Genomic DNA, 13,121 nt, shown 5'->3' on the forward strand with positions numbered 1-13,121 from the left:
TCCCCGCGGAAAATTCCACCTGCCGATCCGGCGTCATCAGCTCCTGCCCCGAGGGCGGGCGACGGCCCCTCAGACGGCCAGCGGGTTCGGGTAGGGCAGGTACCGGGGTGCCAGACCCGTCGGGTCGAACCAGCGGGACAGCAGGTTGGCCTTGCCCGGCACGGTCGGCGCGGCCAGCAGGGCGGTCAGTTCGGGGAACCCGTCCGGCCGGCCGCCCGCCGGGCCCGCGTGGGCCCGCGCGCAGCGCTCGAACTCGGCACGGGCCGCCGGCCACAGCGCGCCGGCCGAGGCCGGGAAGCGCTCGGCCAGGGCGCCGGCGATCTCGGACAGGTTGTTGACGACCAGGCAGTACACGAGGCGCTGCCACGCCGCCTCCCGGGTGACCTGCGGGACCACCCGGGCGCCCTCGCCGTCCCGGAACACGCCGTGCACCGGCATGCCGTCGGCGCCGACCGCGACCAGCGTGTTCTGCAGGTGGCACTCGACCGAGACGCCGTACCGCGCGTACGCGTCCAGGACCGGCGGGACCAGGCAGCGCAGGTACGCCCGCCACCAGGCCAGGGGAGCGGCCACCCGGTCCAGGGGACTGCCCTCGAAGCCCTCGGCGAGCGCCCCGGCCAGCACCGCCGTGGTGCCCGGCGCCAGGTGCCGGCCGAGCCCTTCGCGGATCAGCACGGGGAACGTTTCCTCCAGGCCGGCGACCGTACGGTGCCCCGGCTCCCGCAGCCAGGCCGCCGGGCCGCCCATCGCCCGGAACGCGGCCGTCACGAACGGGTCCACCCGGCGCATGTGCACCAGCTCGAAGCCGCTCATGCGGCGCACCGCGCTCGTGATCCGCACGTCCAGGCTGAACTTCAGGAACAGGTCCTCGGCGGGCCCCGGGCCGCCCCGTCCGGCCGGCACGTGCACCGTGCGCACCGACGCCGTGGCCGCCGCCCGCCACGGTGTCCGGCCGAGCCGGACCAGCCGCCCGTCGGCGAACGCGCGCCGCACCTCGGGCAGCCCGCGGGACAGCTCGTACTGCCAGGGGTGGGCGGGCAGCAGCCGGTAGCCGGGCGGGGCCTGGCCGAGGCCGTCGAGGTCCCGTGTGTCGCCCGCGTCGACCGCCGCGTCCTCCCGCACCCCGAGCAGGACCAGCGGGAACGTGCCGTACGCCTCCGGGGCGTAGCGCATCCAGCGGGCGGGCGGGCCGCCGCTGCACGCCTTGGGAGCCGGGTGGAACGGGTGGCCCATGACGAGCGCCTGCTCGGAACGGAGCCACAGGTCCGCGGGCGGAGCGGTGCGGGCCCGGATGGCGAGGGCGGCCGCCACGGCCGTCCGGCTGGCGGCCATCTCGGCCGCGACCCCCGGATCCGGCCGCCCGGTCGACGCGTGCATCTCCGCGACCGCCAGCGCGACCAGCCCGGCGTGGCCCAGCGGCTGCCAGACGCCGTCGGTCCACAGCTCCGGGTCGGCGGGCCGCGGACCGCCGCGCACCCGCAGCAGCCGGCCGCCGGCGCGCAGCCGGTAGACGGCACGGCTGCCGCGGCCCTGGCCGCCGTGACCGCTGCGGCCGTCGTGGCCGGGGCGGTGCGCCGGTCCGGGACCTTCCGGGTCCGCCGCCGGAGCGGCGGCTTCCCGCAGCAGGCAGTTGAGCAGCGGTGCCACGGCCAGTGCGTCGGCCGCCCGGGCGAACTCCTCCTCCATCGCCCACACAGTAGGCGCGACCCCGAGTCCGTGGGGTAGGACACGCACATGTCATACACCCACGCCGAGCGGGCCCTCGCCACGGAACTCGCCTCCGTCCGCCCGGACCTGACGGACCGGTTCCGCGCCGCCCTGCCCGCCGCCCGGGCCGCGGTGCTGGCCCGGCTGTGGCGCGGCCTCGTCCACGAGCCGCTGCCGTGGGTGGTGCGGCGCACCACGACCGCCGACGGGGTCGCGCTGATGCTCGCCGACGGCCGGCGGCTGCACGGCCCGCCGTCCGACCCGTGGGCCGTGGACACGCCCGTCGCGGCCGTGGAGCTGGACGGCACGCCGTACGACCACCCCGCCGGGCTGCTGGCCGCCCTCGCCCTGCCGGACTCCGCCCGCTTCACGGCGGACGTGGGCCACAGCGTCGCCTCGCTCGCCCTGTCCCGGACGGCGGCGCCCGCGCCGGACGGGCCTCCCGCGCAGCCCTGGGGCTGGGAGCAGCGCCCGACCGACGGCCACCCCTACCATCCCGCCTGCCGGTCCCGTCCCGGCTTCTCCGCCGCCGAGCAGCTCGCCTACGCCCCGGAACACCGGCCGGTGGTCGGCCTGCGGCTGACCCCGGTGCCGGACGCCCGGGTGAGCGGGGCCTGGCCGGCCGGACTGCGGGACGGCCCGGCCGTGCTGGTGCCGGTCCACCCCTGGCAGGCCGGCCACGTCCTCACCGGCCGCACCTGGCTCCCCGGACCCGACGCCCACCCGCTGATGTCGCTGCGGACCCTGCACGTCGACGGTGCCGGCGACGGCGGCCCGGTGCACGTGAAGACCGCGCTGAGCACGCAGCTGACCTCGTCCGTACGGGACATCTCCGCCTACTCGGTGGCCCACGCGCTGGCCACCTCCGAGGCCCTGGAGCGGGTCGCCGGCAGCCTCGGCGGCCGCCTGCACATCGCCCGCACCCTGGCGGCCGCCGGCGACGGCAGCGCCGAACTCGCCGCGATGCTGCGGGAATCGCCGTACGGGTACGCGGACGCCCGGGCGGGGGAGCAGGTCGTCCCGGTCGCCGCTCTCGGCGCCCGCCTCGCCGACCGCAGCCCGCACGAGCGCCTCGACCGCATCACCGCCCTCGCCCGCCTCGCGCTCGGCGTCTGCCTGGACCTCCTGGACCGGGGCGTGGCCCTGGAGGCGCACGGCCAGAACCTCCTGGCCGTCCTCGACGCCGACGGCCACCCGCGGCGCCTGGTCTACCGCGACCTCGCCGACATCCGCCTCAGCCCGGCCCTGCTGACCCGGCACGGCTTCCCCGCCCCGCCCCTGACCGGCCGGCTGCTCGAAGACGACCCGGCCCGGCTGCGCCGCCAGTCCCTCGGCTGCCTCGTGGGCAGCGCCCTCGGCCCGCTGGCCGGTGACGCCGGCACCCTCGGCCGGGTGCTGGACGCCGCCACCCGCGACCTGCCTGCCGGCCCCGCCGTCCGGGCCCTGCGCAGCCGCCCGCTCCCCGCTAAGGCCCTCACCCTCCGCCGGCTGGCCCCCGGCGGCGATCAGTGGACCAACCTCCCGAACCCCCTCGCGGGATGACGCGGCACCCGCACACCCCGCTCCGGCGCGGGCCGAACGGATCACAGGACGTCAAGGTTGGGCCAAGGACGGGCCAAGGCTGCGGTGTCCGGCGGACCGGCGCGGGACGGGTGGCTAGGTTCTGCGGGCATGAGCGGTGGAGCGGGTCGACGGCGCGCGTTCGGGCGGCGGGGGTTCGTACGGGTGTGCGCGGGCGGGATGCTGGGGGCCGGCAGCGGGCTGCTGGCCGGGTGCGGGGCGAAGGGCGGCGGAACCGTCGACCGGGCGCGGGCGCACGGGGTGCCGCCGGCCGGACCGGCCGCCGCCTGGCGGGAGCTGGCCGCCGGGAACGAGCGCTGGCGCACGCTCCACGAGCAGCACCCGGGGGAGTCCCGGGCGGTCCGGCGCTCGCTGCTCGGCGGACAGCACCCGTTCGCGGTCGTGCTGGGCTGCATCGACTCCCGGGTCCCGCCCGAGCTGGTCTTCGACCAGGGGCTCGGGGACCTCCTGACGGTCCGCTCGGCCGGCGAGGTCCTCGACGAGGCCGTCCTGGGCAGCATCTCGTACGGCGTGCTGGAGCTGGCGGTCCCGCTGGTCGTGGTCCTCGGCCATCAGGGGTGCGGGGCCGTCCGGGCCGCGGCCGAAGCGGACCGGGACGCCGACCGGCTCCCGGTCCACGTGCGCTACCTCGCGCAGCAGATCCGGCCGGTGCTCGACCGTACCCTCACCGGGGACGCACGGGTGGACGCGGCGGTCACCGCCAACGTCCGGCGGATCACCGCCCGCCTGACCGCCGAGCCGGACCTGGCCGTCCGCATCGCCGCCGGCACCCTGAACGTCATCGGCGCCCGCTACGAACTGACCAGCCAACGCGTCCACCGGATCCACTGACGACCGCCGCGGCCGGGCCCGCCTCCGCCTGCCCAGCCGGGGCCGCCGCTGTCGGACCCACCCCCTAGCCTGTTCCTGTGAACGCGCACGAGAACCACCGCACCTTCCCCGCCGTCCTGACGGCCCTCACCGGCATCGCCTTCCCGTACGGCGAGGACGACGGCTCCATCGACTACGAGCCCCACGACGCCTTCCTGTCCGCCGAGGAGACCACCGAGTGGTTCCGGGCCTGGACCGCGAACGACGAGCTCGACGGCGACGCGTTCCGGGTGTTCGGGCAGGACGGGTCGGGCGGGTTCGCGGCGTTCTGGCTGGTCCGGGACGGCCGGCCGCTCGAAGAGCAGCCGGTGGTGTTCCTCGGCTCGGAGGGCGACACCGGGCCCGTCGCCCAGGACCTCGCCTCGTACCTGTGGCTGCTGGCGGACGGCAGCGGGCCGTTCGAGGCGGTGCACTACCCCGGGCGCGAGAGCCGGCCGCATGCGGAGCTGACCGCTCTGGCCGAGCGGTACGCGCCGGGACGGCGGCGCCCGGCGGCCGAGCTGGTCGCGGCGGCCGGCGCGGAGTTCCCCGACTTCGAGGACATGATCTTCGAGCTCTGCCGCTGAGTCCCCACGGCCCGGCCCGGCCCGGCTGCGCCGCCCGCCGTCACGGCGCGTCGGTGACGACGAGCGCGGCCGGCGGCTCGGCCGGGGTCTCCGGCAGCCGCAGCGGGCGGCGGCCCGGCGTCAGCGACCCGAGGACCCGCGCCCCCGAAGCCCCCGTGCAGGACGGCGCGTTCCCCGGCAGCCCCACCGCGCCGAGGAAACCGAGCACGGCGAACGCGTACGCCTCCTTCGCCTGCGCGGGCAGTCCCAGCCCGTCCGACAGGACCACCGGAACGCCCGCCAGCTCCCGGCGGAGCAGCCCCATCAGCACCGGATTGCGGGTTCCCCCGCCCGACACCACCACCTCCGTGGCGCCCAGCGGCCGGACCGCCGCGGCGATCGTGCGGGCCGTCAGCAGGGTGAGGGTCGCCACCACGTCCGGCGTCGGACCGCCGCCGATCCCGGCTGCCGCCAACGCGTCTTGCAGATAACCGGAGTTGAACAGCTCCTTGCCCGTCGTGCGCGGTGCCGGGAGCCGGTAGTACGGCTCCGCGAGCAGGAGCCGGAGCAGCGGCTCGTGCACGGTGCCGGCCGCGGCGATCCGGCCGTCCACGTCGAACGCCAGCCCGCCGCCGGTGAGTTCGTGCACCGCCGCGTCGATCAGCGCGTTCCCCGGACCGGTGTCGAAGGCCACCGCCGCCCCGCCCGGCCGGACCGCCGTGACGTTCGCGATCCCGCCGATGTTCAGCGCGACCGGCAGCCCCGGGCGCCCCCGCAGCCACATCAGGTCCACCAGCCCCACCAGGGGCGCCCCCTGGCCGCCCGCCGCGACGTCCCGGGGCCGGAAATCCGACACCACCGTGCAGCCGGTGGCCTCCGCGATCCACGCGGGCTGCCCCAGCTGCAGGGTGCCGTACACCCGGCCCTCCTCGGCCCAGTGGTACACCGTCTGACCATGTGAAGCCACCAACTCAGCCGCTCCCGCGCACAGTTCGCGATCGGCCAGTCGGGCCACCGACCCGAAGGCCTGCCCGATCCACGTGTCCAGCCGGCACACCTCGGCCATCGTCACCGGCGCCGGCGGCATCGCGCGGGCCAGCGCCTCCCGCAGCACGTCCGGATAGGGCCGGCCGAGCGTCCCCAGCGGGGTCAGGCGGAGCGTGCCGTCCGCCAGCACCAGGTCCGCGGCCGCGGCGTCCACCGCGTCGTACGAGGTGCCCGACATCAGGCCGACGACCCTCACCGCAGCGGCCCGCGGTGGTCGTCGGCGCGCAGCGTCCACAGCGCCGGCAGGCTGAGCGCACAGGCCCCGACGGCATACAGGGCGGGCACGTCGGTACGGCCCGTCACCCGCGCCAGATACGTGATCACGAGCCCCGCGCCGCCCGCGAACACCGCGTTGGCCAGCGCGTACGCCAGCCCCAGCGCGGTGCAGCGGGTCCGGGCCGGGAACATCTCGGCGAGCATCGCCGGCCCGGGACCCGCCAGCAGCCCCACCAGCGCCCCGGCGCACAGCAGCGCCGCACCCCTGGCCACGGCCGGCGCCCCGGGGTCCCGCAACAGGGCGAACAGCGGCACCGCCAGCACCATCACCAGTCCCGTGCCGGCCAGCATCACCGCACGCCGCCCCACCCGGTCGCTGAGCACCCCCGCGGGCACCAGCACCACGGCGAACCCCACATTGGCCAGCACGGTCGCCAGCAGCGCACCGCGGTACGAGGTACCGAGCGTGCCGTGCAGGTACGACGGCAGGACGACGAGGAACGCGTACCCGGCGCCGGACCACCCCACGATCCGCCCGGCCCCGAGCAGCACCGCCCGCCACAGCTCCGGGCGGCCGAGGGGCACCGGCGCCGGGTCCGCCGGGGGCGGCCGGAACCCGGGGGACTCCGGCAGCCGCACCCGGACGCACAGGGCGGCCGCGCCCAGCGGCAGCGCCAGGAGGAAGGCGATCCGCCAGCCCCAGGCGTACAGGGCGGCCGGCGGGAGCACGGCGGCCAGCGCGGCCGCGGTGGCCGCGCCGGCCAGCAGACCGAGGGCCACGGTGGCGGACTGCCACGAGCCGTACCGGCCGCGCCGCCCCGGCGGGGCGAACTCCGTCAGCACCGCCACCGCCCCGCCGAACTCGCCGCCCGCCGACAGCCCCTGCAGTGCCCGCAGGGCGATCAGCAGCAGCGGCGCGGTCAGCCCGGCCGTCGCCTGCCCCGGCAGCAGCCCGATGCCGGCGGTGGCCGCGGTCATCAGCCCCAGCGAGGCCAGCAGGGCCGGCCGCCGCCCGGCCCGGTCGCCGAGCCGCCCGAACAGCAGCGCCCCCAGCGGACGGAAGAAGAAGGCCAGCGCGAACGTCGCGTACGTGGCGACCAGCGCGGCGGCGCCCGCGTCGGTCCCGATCCCCGCCCCGACCGGGGCGAAGAAGGCCGTGGCGATGACCGGGGCGAAATACCCGTAGACGCCGAACTCGTACCACTCGACGAAGTTGCCCACGGCGCCCGCGAACAGCGCCCGCCGGGCCACCGGTGCCACCCCGGGCGGTGACAGAACGGAGGTCGTCATTCCGCCAGATTTCCCGCCGCCTCCCGTCCGGAACCGGTTGCCCCGGCCGTTCCCCCGGGCGGCCCTGGCACCACACCCCGGCCCGGCCGCCGTACCGGCCGCCCGGCCGCCGAGAGGGCCGCGACGGCCAGCCCGGCCGCCCCGACCACCGGCAGCAGCACCCGGACGTCCACCAGCGTGACCAGCCCCGCCCCCAGTGCCAGGGCAAGCGCGTTCGGCGCCAGCACCAGGGTGCTCGCGGTGGCCGCGGTGCGCCCCAGGACCGCCGCCGGAGTCTCCCGCTGCACCGCCGTCAGGGCCGTGACCAGCACGACCGGCAGACCGGCGCCGATCAACGCGCTCCCGGCCCAGGCCGCCGCCTCGTACGGCAGCACCCGCAGTCCGGCACCCGTCGCGAACACGGCGACCGCGGCCGCCAGGACCGGCCGCCCGGGCAGCCGCCGCAGCAGCGGCCCGGCCGCCAGGCCGCCCACGACCGACCCGGCGCCCTGTACGGCGTACAGCAGACCGGCGTACGCGGGCGGGCGTCCCAGCACGTCGTCCACGACGGCGTAGACCAGCGCCCCGTTCACCCCGGCCAGCAGCATCGTGGCCGCCGCACCCGCCAGCAGCGGGCGCAGCACGGGGGAGCGCCACAGCTGCCGGGACCCTTCCGCGAGCCCGCCGGACCGGGCCTCGCGCGCAGGCTCCTCGCGGACCCTCAGCAGCGCGAAGACGCCCGCGGCCAGTGCGAACGTCGCCGCGTCCAGCAACGCCACCGACGGCCCGCCGAACCGGGCGAACAGCACCGCGCCCACCAGCGGGGCCGGCAGCTTCATGCTCTCGCCCGCCGCCATCCGCAGCCCGTTGAAGTCGCCCAGCAGCCGGGCGTCCACCACCTGCGGCACCAGCGCGGACCCCGCCGCGTCCGCCAGGACGCCCGCCGTCCCGTACAGCAACAGGACGGCGAACAGCAGCCACACCCGGTCCGCCGAGCCGACCAGCAGCAGGCAGGGCAGCAGCGCGGCCATCGCGCCGTTCACCGCCACCAGCAGCGGCCGCCGCCGCACCCGGTCGGCGACCGCCCCCAGCACCGGACCGGCCAGCACCGGCGCCCACAGCGCGAACGCCGTCAGCGCCGCGAGGCCGTCCGAGCCGGTGAGGGTCTTCACCCACACCCCGGCGACCAGCCACATCGCGGTCGTGCCGAACCCCGACACCACCACCCCGGAGAAGTACAGCCCCGCATCGCGGTCCCGCAGGACCCGCCTCATCACCCGTGTCGTCACCGGCCGATCGTCGGCCGTGAGGCACCCCGGCCGCATCGGTCATCCGCCCCGACCGGAGCCCGCCACCCCCCTCAGAGGTGCGGCGCGCCCCGGGCATGACGCCGCGGCCACCGGGCAGCCGCGCCGTACGGACGGGGGCAGGTACGGCTACGACGGGGCGAGGACGTGAGGACATGAGAGTGGCGTTTCTGATGGCTCCCGACGGAGTGGAGCAGGTGGAACTGGAGAAGCCGTGGCAGGCGGTCCGCGCGGCAGGCTGGGAACCCAGGCTGGTGTCCACCGAACCCGGGCGGGTGCAGGCCCGGCACCACCTCGACAAGGGCGACACCTTCGCCGTGGACGACGTGGTCCGCGACACCCCCGCCGCGGACTTCGGAGCCCTGGTCCTGCCCGGCGGACTCGCCAACCCCGACGCGCTGCGCCTCGACGGGCACGCCGTGGGGTTCGCCCGGCACTTCTTCGGCATGGACCGGCCGGTCGCGGCCATCTGCCACGCGCCGTGGACGCTCGTCGAGGCGGACATGGTGCGCGGCCGCACCCTGACCTCCTGGCCGAGCCTGGCCATGGACATCCGCAACGCCGGCGGCACCTGGGTGGACGAGCAGGTCCACGTCTGCCGGGCCGCCCCGGGCACGCTCGTCACCAGCCGCAAGCCGGCGGACCTCGACGCGTTCTGCGCGGCACTGGTGGAGGAGTTCGCGGCGGTCACCGAGCACGCGGGCTGAGCACGGCTCCCGGAGGGCCGGGCGCGGGGGCGCCCGGCCCTCCGGATGGGTCCGGGGGCCTTCCGCTCCGTCCCCGTCCAGGGTCCTCCAGGTCCGGGGTCCTTCAGGCGGCAGTCGTGGTCAGCGCGAGGGCGTCGACCACGTCGGTCAGCCGGCCGCGGCGGCGCAGTACGGCGCGCTGCCGGGCCGCCCCGCTGCCCCGGGTGCGCAGCCGGCCGAGCAGCTGTGCCACCCGTTCCCGGTCGCCGGCCGCCTCCAGTCCGGGAGCGGCCCGCGCGACCAGTGCGTCCACCAGGTCCTCGGCGGGCCGTGCTGCGCCGGTCACGGGGTCCAGGCCGGTACCCGCGCGTCCCTGCGCGGCGGCCAGGCCGTGCGCGGCGCGCAGCCGCCGGTCCGGCACGTCGGGCGGCGGCCTGCCCTCGGCCACGTCCGCGGCGAGAAGGCTCGCTGCCAGACCGCGTACCAGGGCGGCCAGCAGCACCACCGTGTCCAGCTCGGCGTTGACGTCCGCGACCCGGATCTCCAGCGTGGGACAGTGCTCGGACGGCCGGGCGAACCAGTACACCATCCGCCGGTCCATCAGCACCCGCTGCGCCACCAGGGCACCGACGTACGCCTCGTACTGCGGCTCCTCCAGGACCGGTGCGGGTCCCACGGTCGGCCAGCGCGAGAACTCCATGAACCGCCAGCTCTCGAAGCCGGTGTCCCGGCCGCCCGAGAACGGCGAGTTGCCCGCGAGCGACTGGAGCACCGGCAGCCACGGCCGCATGTGGTTCGCCAGCGCCAGCGCCTCGGACCGATCCAGCGTGCCCACGTGCACGTGGCAGCCGCAGACCAGCCCGTCGAACCGGCCGACGAGCGCCGCGAACTGCCGGGCCATCCGCCGGTACCGCTCCGAGTCCGTGACGGTCAGGGGGCGGGCCGGCGGCAGCACGGGCGTGCCCGTGGCCACCAGCCGGCAGCCGTGCTCCGCGGCGGCCGCGCCGACGGTCCGTCGCAGCCGTACGAGGTCGTCGCGGAGCCGCCCGAGATCGGCGGCCGGCTCGGTGCAGGCCTCGACCTGGGCGTTGAAGAACTCCGTCTGCACCCGGGGGCCCAGCTCCCCGGCGGCGGTCGCGATCACCTCGGGCGCCCGGTCCACGGGGCGCCTCGTATCCCGGTCCACCAGCACGAACTCCTCCTCCACCCCCATGGTGAGCACGCTCATCAACGCCTCCTCGTGCCGGCTCGGTGCCGCCGGGACCGCCGGGACCGCCGGGACTGCCTGGACCCTGCGGCTACCCGGGCGCGGCGGACACAAGCGGGTGCCGCGGCGGGAGATTGCCGAGCATGCGGATCCGGATCGGGGGTAGGCGCCGGTCAGCCGATACCCCGGACCCGAAGGGAATGGTCATGGGCAAGCTCAAGGGCAAGGCCGAGCAGGTCAAGGGCAAGGCCAAGGAGAAGACCGGCGACATGACCGGCGACGAGAGCATGGAGATGAAGGGCAAGGCGGAGCAGGCCAAGGGCAAGGTGGAGGAGTCCGCGGCCGACGCCGCACACCGGATGAAGAGGATGACCGACAGGGACCGGTGACCCCCGGGCACCGGCCCGGCGGCGGGTGCGGCACACGCCGGCCGCACCCGCCGCCGTCATGAGCGCGGCGGCTACTCGGTGACCAGGCAGAACGGGTCCCCGGCCGGGTCGGTCAGGACCCCGGTCGGGGAGGATCACGGGCGGTCGGGGCGGTCGGGGCGGTCGGAAACGGGCGGTGGCCGAGGGGCGGCCGGACTCGCCGGTGCGCACCCGCCCGCTGGTCCCGAAATCCCGGTGCGCTGCCGCAGGGACCGGCCTATCGTGCCTGCCGTGATCGACTCGAGCAAGATCGACTGGGTCGCGGTCGAAGCCGCCGACTGCGCCGTCCCCGCCGGACACCCGCCGGAGGACCTGGTACGCGCCCTCTCGGCGGCCCTCGCGGACCCCGATCCGGACGTGCGCGACGGCGCGCCCTACACCGTCCTCCACACCTGGATAGCCCGCGGGGTCATCCCCGCCGACCGGCGCCTGGAGCTCGGCGACGAGATGGCCGAACGCTTCGAACACCCGCGGACCGAGGCCCGTACGTTCGCCCCGCTCGTCCTCGACATGCTCGTGGCCAAGGGCGACTTCCGGCCCGCCTGGGTGGACGCGTTCGCCCGCTGGTACCCGCACGAGGAGGACCTCAGGGGCCACGACGCCACCCTCGGCTGGCTGCACGCGGTCGCGCACGGCGCCGACCTGCTCGACCGGTTCGGCCGCCACCCCGACGTGGACCCGGTCCGGATGCTCGACCTGGCCGCCGCCCGGCTGACGGCCCCCACCGACCACGTCTTCGACCAGCTGGAGGACGACCGGCTGGCCCGGGCCGTCGCCCGCGTCCTGACCCGTACCGACATGACCGAGCGGCAGGCGTGCGACTGGCTCGGCCCGATCGGCGTCCGCTTCCGCTCCGACCGGGTCCCCACCCCGGTGCCCGCCCACCTGTCCAACTGCCTGCGCACCCTGCGCCTGCTCCACGTGTTCGCCGACCGCGGCGTACGCCCGTCCGCCGAGGCGGAGCCGGTGCCGCTGCACCACCGGGAGGCGGTCAAGGCCCGGCTCGGTGAGGTGCTTGACCTGATGATCAGGCGCTGACCGCCGCCGCCACCGGGCCGGCGGCTCACCTCTCGACGAAGACGACGTCCTCGATCCGCTCGGTCATCCGGACGGTGCCGCCGGAGATGTGGAGGACGTTCTGGAACCCCTTCAGGGGTTCGTCGCGGCAGGGGAGCAGGAACTCCTCCATCTCGCCGGCGAGGTACGCGCGGAAGCAGGACAGGGACGGGCCGAAGACGCGGACGTAGTCGGACAGCCGCCGGAACAGCCTCGGCAGGATCACCTGCTGCTCGGTGATCGACGCCAGGCTTTCGATCGTCACACCCGTCTCGGAGAACGTCACGTCCTTCGCCCAGACGCCCCGGGGCGGACTGTCGCCGCGGGCCCGCCGGACCGTCTCGGACATGCACACGCGCAGTTCCCGGGGCAGCTTGCTGTAGAACGTCGGGTAGACCAGGCCTCGGTCCAGCAGGTGGTGGTTGGCCGTCTGGTGCAGCAGGTCGGTCGTCACCGTGATCAGGTCGCCGCTCTGGGTGTGCGCCGGCGGCCGGCCCCGGCCGACCAGTGCGATGCAGCGCCCGAACGCGTCCGCACCGCTCGCCAGGATGAAGCCGGGCACGGTCTCGGGGGTGCAGGCGGTCACCCTCCCCTTGTCGGCACCCTCCTCGGAGATGACGACGTCCGTGAAGCCGAGCCACTTCAGCAGTTCCTTGCGGGCCTCGGCGGCCAGCTCCCCGGGCTGCCCGATGTCCTCGGGACCCACCCCGCGGTAGTGCGTCTCCAGGGCGTCGATCCCGTCCATCCGGATCTTGCCGCGCCCGCTGGCGTTCCGGCTCACCCGGTCCGTGCCGGGCACGTCCCCCCCCAATAGCCGGGGTCCCGGGGCATGAACTGCACGGTGTCCCCGTCCGGCGAGGTGCCGATGATCTGGTAGTTCCCCTGGATGAGCAGCATGGGCACGCGAGTCTCCCGGTGGACTGGCGGACGGACCCGTCCGCAGAGGGCAACGCGATCGCCGCCCAGCCTGCCGCCTTCGCCCCTCGCCTCAGTGCCCCCCACCCCACGCGTTCACCTGAACCGAGGACGGCCGGATGCCACCGGGCTCCGCGGCAGGTTTCAGCCTCGCCGACGTCTGAGGCGCGGGGTCTGGGGCGGAGCCCCGAAAACCAGCCCGTCCGGCGTTTGAGGACCGGGGTCTGGGGCGGAGCCCCGGTTCGGGAAGGGGCGGGGTGGGGAAACGGCCCCGCAGGGTCGGGGGT

General features: G+C 76.3%; 13 protein-coding genes. 6 read left to right on the plus strand and 7 right to left on the minus strand.

All coding sequences use genetic code 11. From position 1 onward, the window contains the following. Nucleotides 1–69 precede the first annotated feature (69 nt). The gene (locus tag LG634_RS32375) at nt 70–1,686 is read right to left on the minus strand and encodes an IucA/IucC family protein (protein ID WP_226739205.1); all 1,617 of its coding nucleotides are present in this window, start codon (nt 1,684–1,686) and stop codon (nt 70–72) included. Nucleotides 1,687–1,734: 48 nt separating this feature from the next. Between LG634_RS32375 and LG634_RS32380 the strand changes: the two genes are divergently transcribed. From LG634_RS32380 to LG634_RS32390, 3 genes are all read left to right on the plus strand, one after another. Further along, the gene (locus tag LG634_RS32380; protein WP_226739207.1) at nt 1,735–3,249 is read left to right on the plus strand and encodes an IucA/IucC family protein; all 1,515 of its coding nucleotides are present in this window, start codon (nt 1,735–1,737) and stop codon (nt 3,247–3,249) included. A 129-nt stretch (nt 3,250–3,378) separates the two neighbouring features. Next, nucleotides 3,379–4,119: a carbonic anhydrase gene (locus tag LG634_RS32385; protein ID WP_226739209.1), complete on the plus strand. Its 741-nt coding sequence runs from the start codon at nt 3,379–3,381 to the stop codon at nt 4,117–4,119. A 77-nt stretch (nt 4,120–4,196) separates the two neighbouring features. Beyond that, entirely contained in the window at nt 4,197–4,724 is a 528-nt protein-coding gene (locus tag LG634_RS32390; RefSeq protein WP_372482534.1) for an SMI1/KNR4 family protein, read from the plus strand. Nucleotides 4,725–4,764: 40 nt separating this feature from the next. Here the strand turns inward: LG634_RS32390 and LG634_RS32395 are convergent, their stop codons facing one another. The 3 genes from LG634_RS32395 to LG634_RS32405 are packed head-to-tail and all read right to left on the minus strand — an operon-like array spanning nt 4,765 to nt 8,509. Further along, on the minus strand, nt 4,765–5,946 hold the full coding sequence (locus LG634_RS32395; RefSeq protein WP_226739211.1) for an anhydro-N-acetylmuramic acid kinase: 1,182 nt from the start codon (nt 5,944–5,946) through the stop codon (nt 4,765–4,767). Next, nucleotides 5,943–7,256, minus strand: coding sequence for an MFS transporter (locus LG634_RS32400; RefSeq protein ID WP_226739213.1), 1,314 nt, complete (start codon nt 7,254–7,256; stop codon nt 5,943–5,945). The genes LG634_RS32395 and LG634_RS32400 overlap by 4 nt, the downstream gene beginning before the upstream one ends. Then, nucleotides 7,253–8,509 (minus strand): MFS transporter, encoded by a 1,257-nt coding sequence (locus tag LG634_RS32405; RefSeq protein WP_226739227.1) that lies wholly within the window; start codon nt 8,507–8,509, stop codon nt 7,253–7,255. Before LG634_RS32405 ends, LG634_RS32400 begins: the two co-directional genes overlap by 4 nt. A gap of 188 nt (nt 8,510–8,697) precedes the next feature. On the opposite strand from LG634_RS32405, the gene LG634_RS32410 reads away from it, so the two are divergent. After that, on the plus strand, nt 8,698–9,249 hold the full coding sequence (locus LG634_RS32410; protein ID WP_226739214.1) for a type 1 glutamine amidotransferase domain-containing protein: 552 nt from the start codon (nt 8,698–8,700) through the stop codon (nt 9,247–9,249). A 103-nt stretch (nt 9,250–9,352) separates the two neighbouring features. Here the strand turns inward: LG634_RS32410 and LG634_RS32415 are convergent, their stop codons facing one another. Further along, the gene (locus tag LG634_RS32415; protein WP_226739216.1) at nt 9,353–10,456 is read right to left on the minus strand and encodes a carboxylate-amine ligase; all 1,104 of its coding nucleotides are present in this window, start codon (nt 10,454–10,456) and stop codon (nt 9,353–9,355) included. A 185-nt stretch (nt 10,457–10,641) separates the two neighbouring features. Here LG634_RS32415 and LG634_RS32420 point away from each other — a divergent pair, with 185 nt between their 5' ends. Then, nucleotides 10,642–10,824, plus strand: a complete 183-nt coding sequence (locus LG634_RS32420) for a CsbD family protein (RefSeq protein ID WP_226739218.1) — start codon at nt 10,642–10,644, stop codon at nt 10,822–10,824. A 270-nt stretch (nt 10,825–11,094) separates the two neighbouring features. Next, a complete protein-coding gene (locus LG634_RS32425; RefSeq protein WP_226739220.1) occupies nt 11,095–11,901 on the plus strand; it encodes a DUF2785 domain-containing protein in 807 nt (268 codons plus the stop codon). Between the two features lie 25 nt (nt 11,902–11,926). Here the strand turns inward: LG634_RS32425 and LG634_RS32430 are convergent, their stop codons facing one another. Both LG634_RS32430 and LG634_RS38060 read right to left on the minus strand, forming a co-directional pair. Then, on the minus strand, nt 11,927–12,700 hold the full coding sequence (locus LG634_RS32430; RefSeq protein ID WP_226739221.1) for a nuclease: 774 nt from the start codon (nt 12,698–12,700) through the stop codon (nt 11,927–11,929). After that, nucleotides 12,697–12,822, minus strand: coding sequence for a hypothetical protein (locus LG634_RS38060; RefSeq protein WP_264203878.1), 126 nt, complete (start codon nt 12,820–12,822; stop codon nt 12,697–12,699). Before LG634_RS38060 ends, LG634_RS32430 begins: the two co-directional genes overlap by 4 nt. Nucleotides 12,823–13,121: the final 299 nt, after the last annotated feature.

The organism is Streptomyces bambusae, assembly GCF_020532645.1.
GTDB lineage: Bacteria > Actinomycetota > Actinomycetes > Streptomycetales > Streptomycetaceae > Streptomyces > Streptomyces bambusae.

What these genes read in the sequence shown, in the direction of transcription:
- LG634_RS32375 (WP_226739205.1), bottom strand. Translation starts at nt 1,686, where the DNA reads ATGGAGGAGGAGTTCGCCCGGGCGGCCGACGCACTGGCCGTGGCACCG.
- LG634_RS32380 (WP_226739207.1), top strand. Translation starts at nt 1,735, where the DNA reads ATGTCATACACCCACGCCGAGCGGGCCCTCGCCACGGAACTCGCCTCC.
- LG634_RS32385 (WP_226739209.1), top strand. Translation starts at nt 3,379, where the DNA reads ATGAGCGGTGGAGCGGGTCGACGGCGCGCGTTCGGGCGGCGGGGGTTC.
- LG634_RS32400 (WP_226739213.1), bottom strand. Translation starts at nt 7,256, where the DNA reads ATGACGACCTCCGTTCTGTCACCGCCCGGGGTGGCACCGGTGGCCCGG.
- LG634_RS32405 (WP_226739227.1), bottom strand. Translation starts at nt 8,509, where the DNA reads ATGAGGCGGGTCCTGCGGGACCGCGATGCGGGGCTGTACTTCTCCGGG.
- LG634_RS32410 (WP_226739214.1), top strand. Translation starts at nt 8,698, where the DNA reads ATGAGAGTGGCGTTTCTGATGGCTCCCGACGGAGTGGAGCAGGTGGAA.
- LG634_RS32415 (WP_226739216.1), bottom strand. Translation starts at nt 10,456, where the DNA reads ATGAGCGTGCTCACCATGGGGGTGGAGGAGGAGTTCGTGCTGGTGGAC.
- LG634_RS32420 (WP_226739218.1), top strand. Translation starts at nt 10,642, where the DNA reads ATGGGCAAGCTCAAGGGCAAGGCCGAGCAGGTCAAGGGCAAGGCCAAG.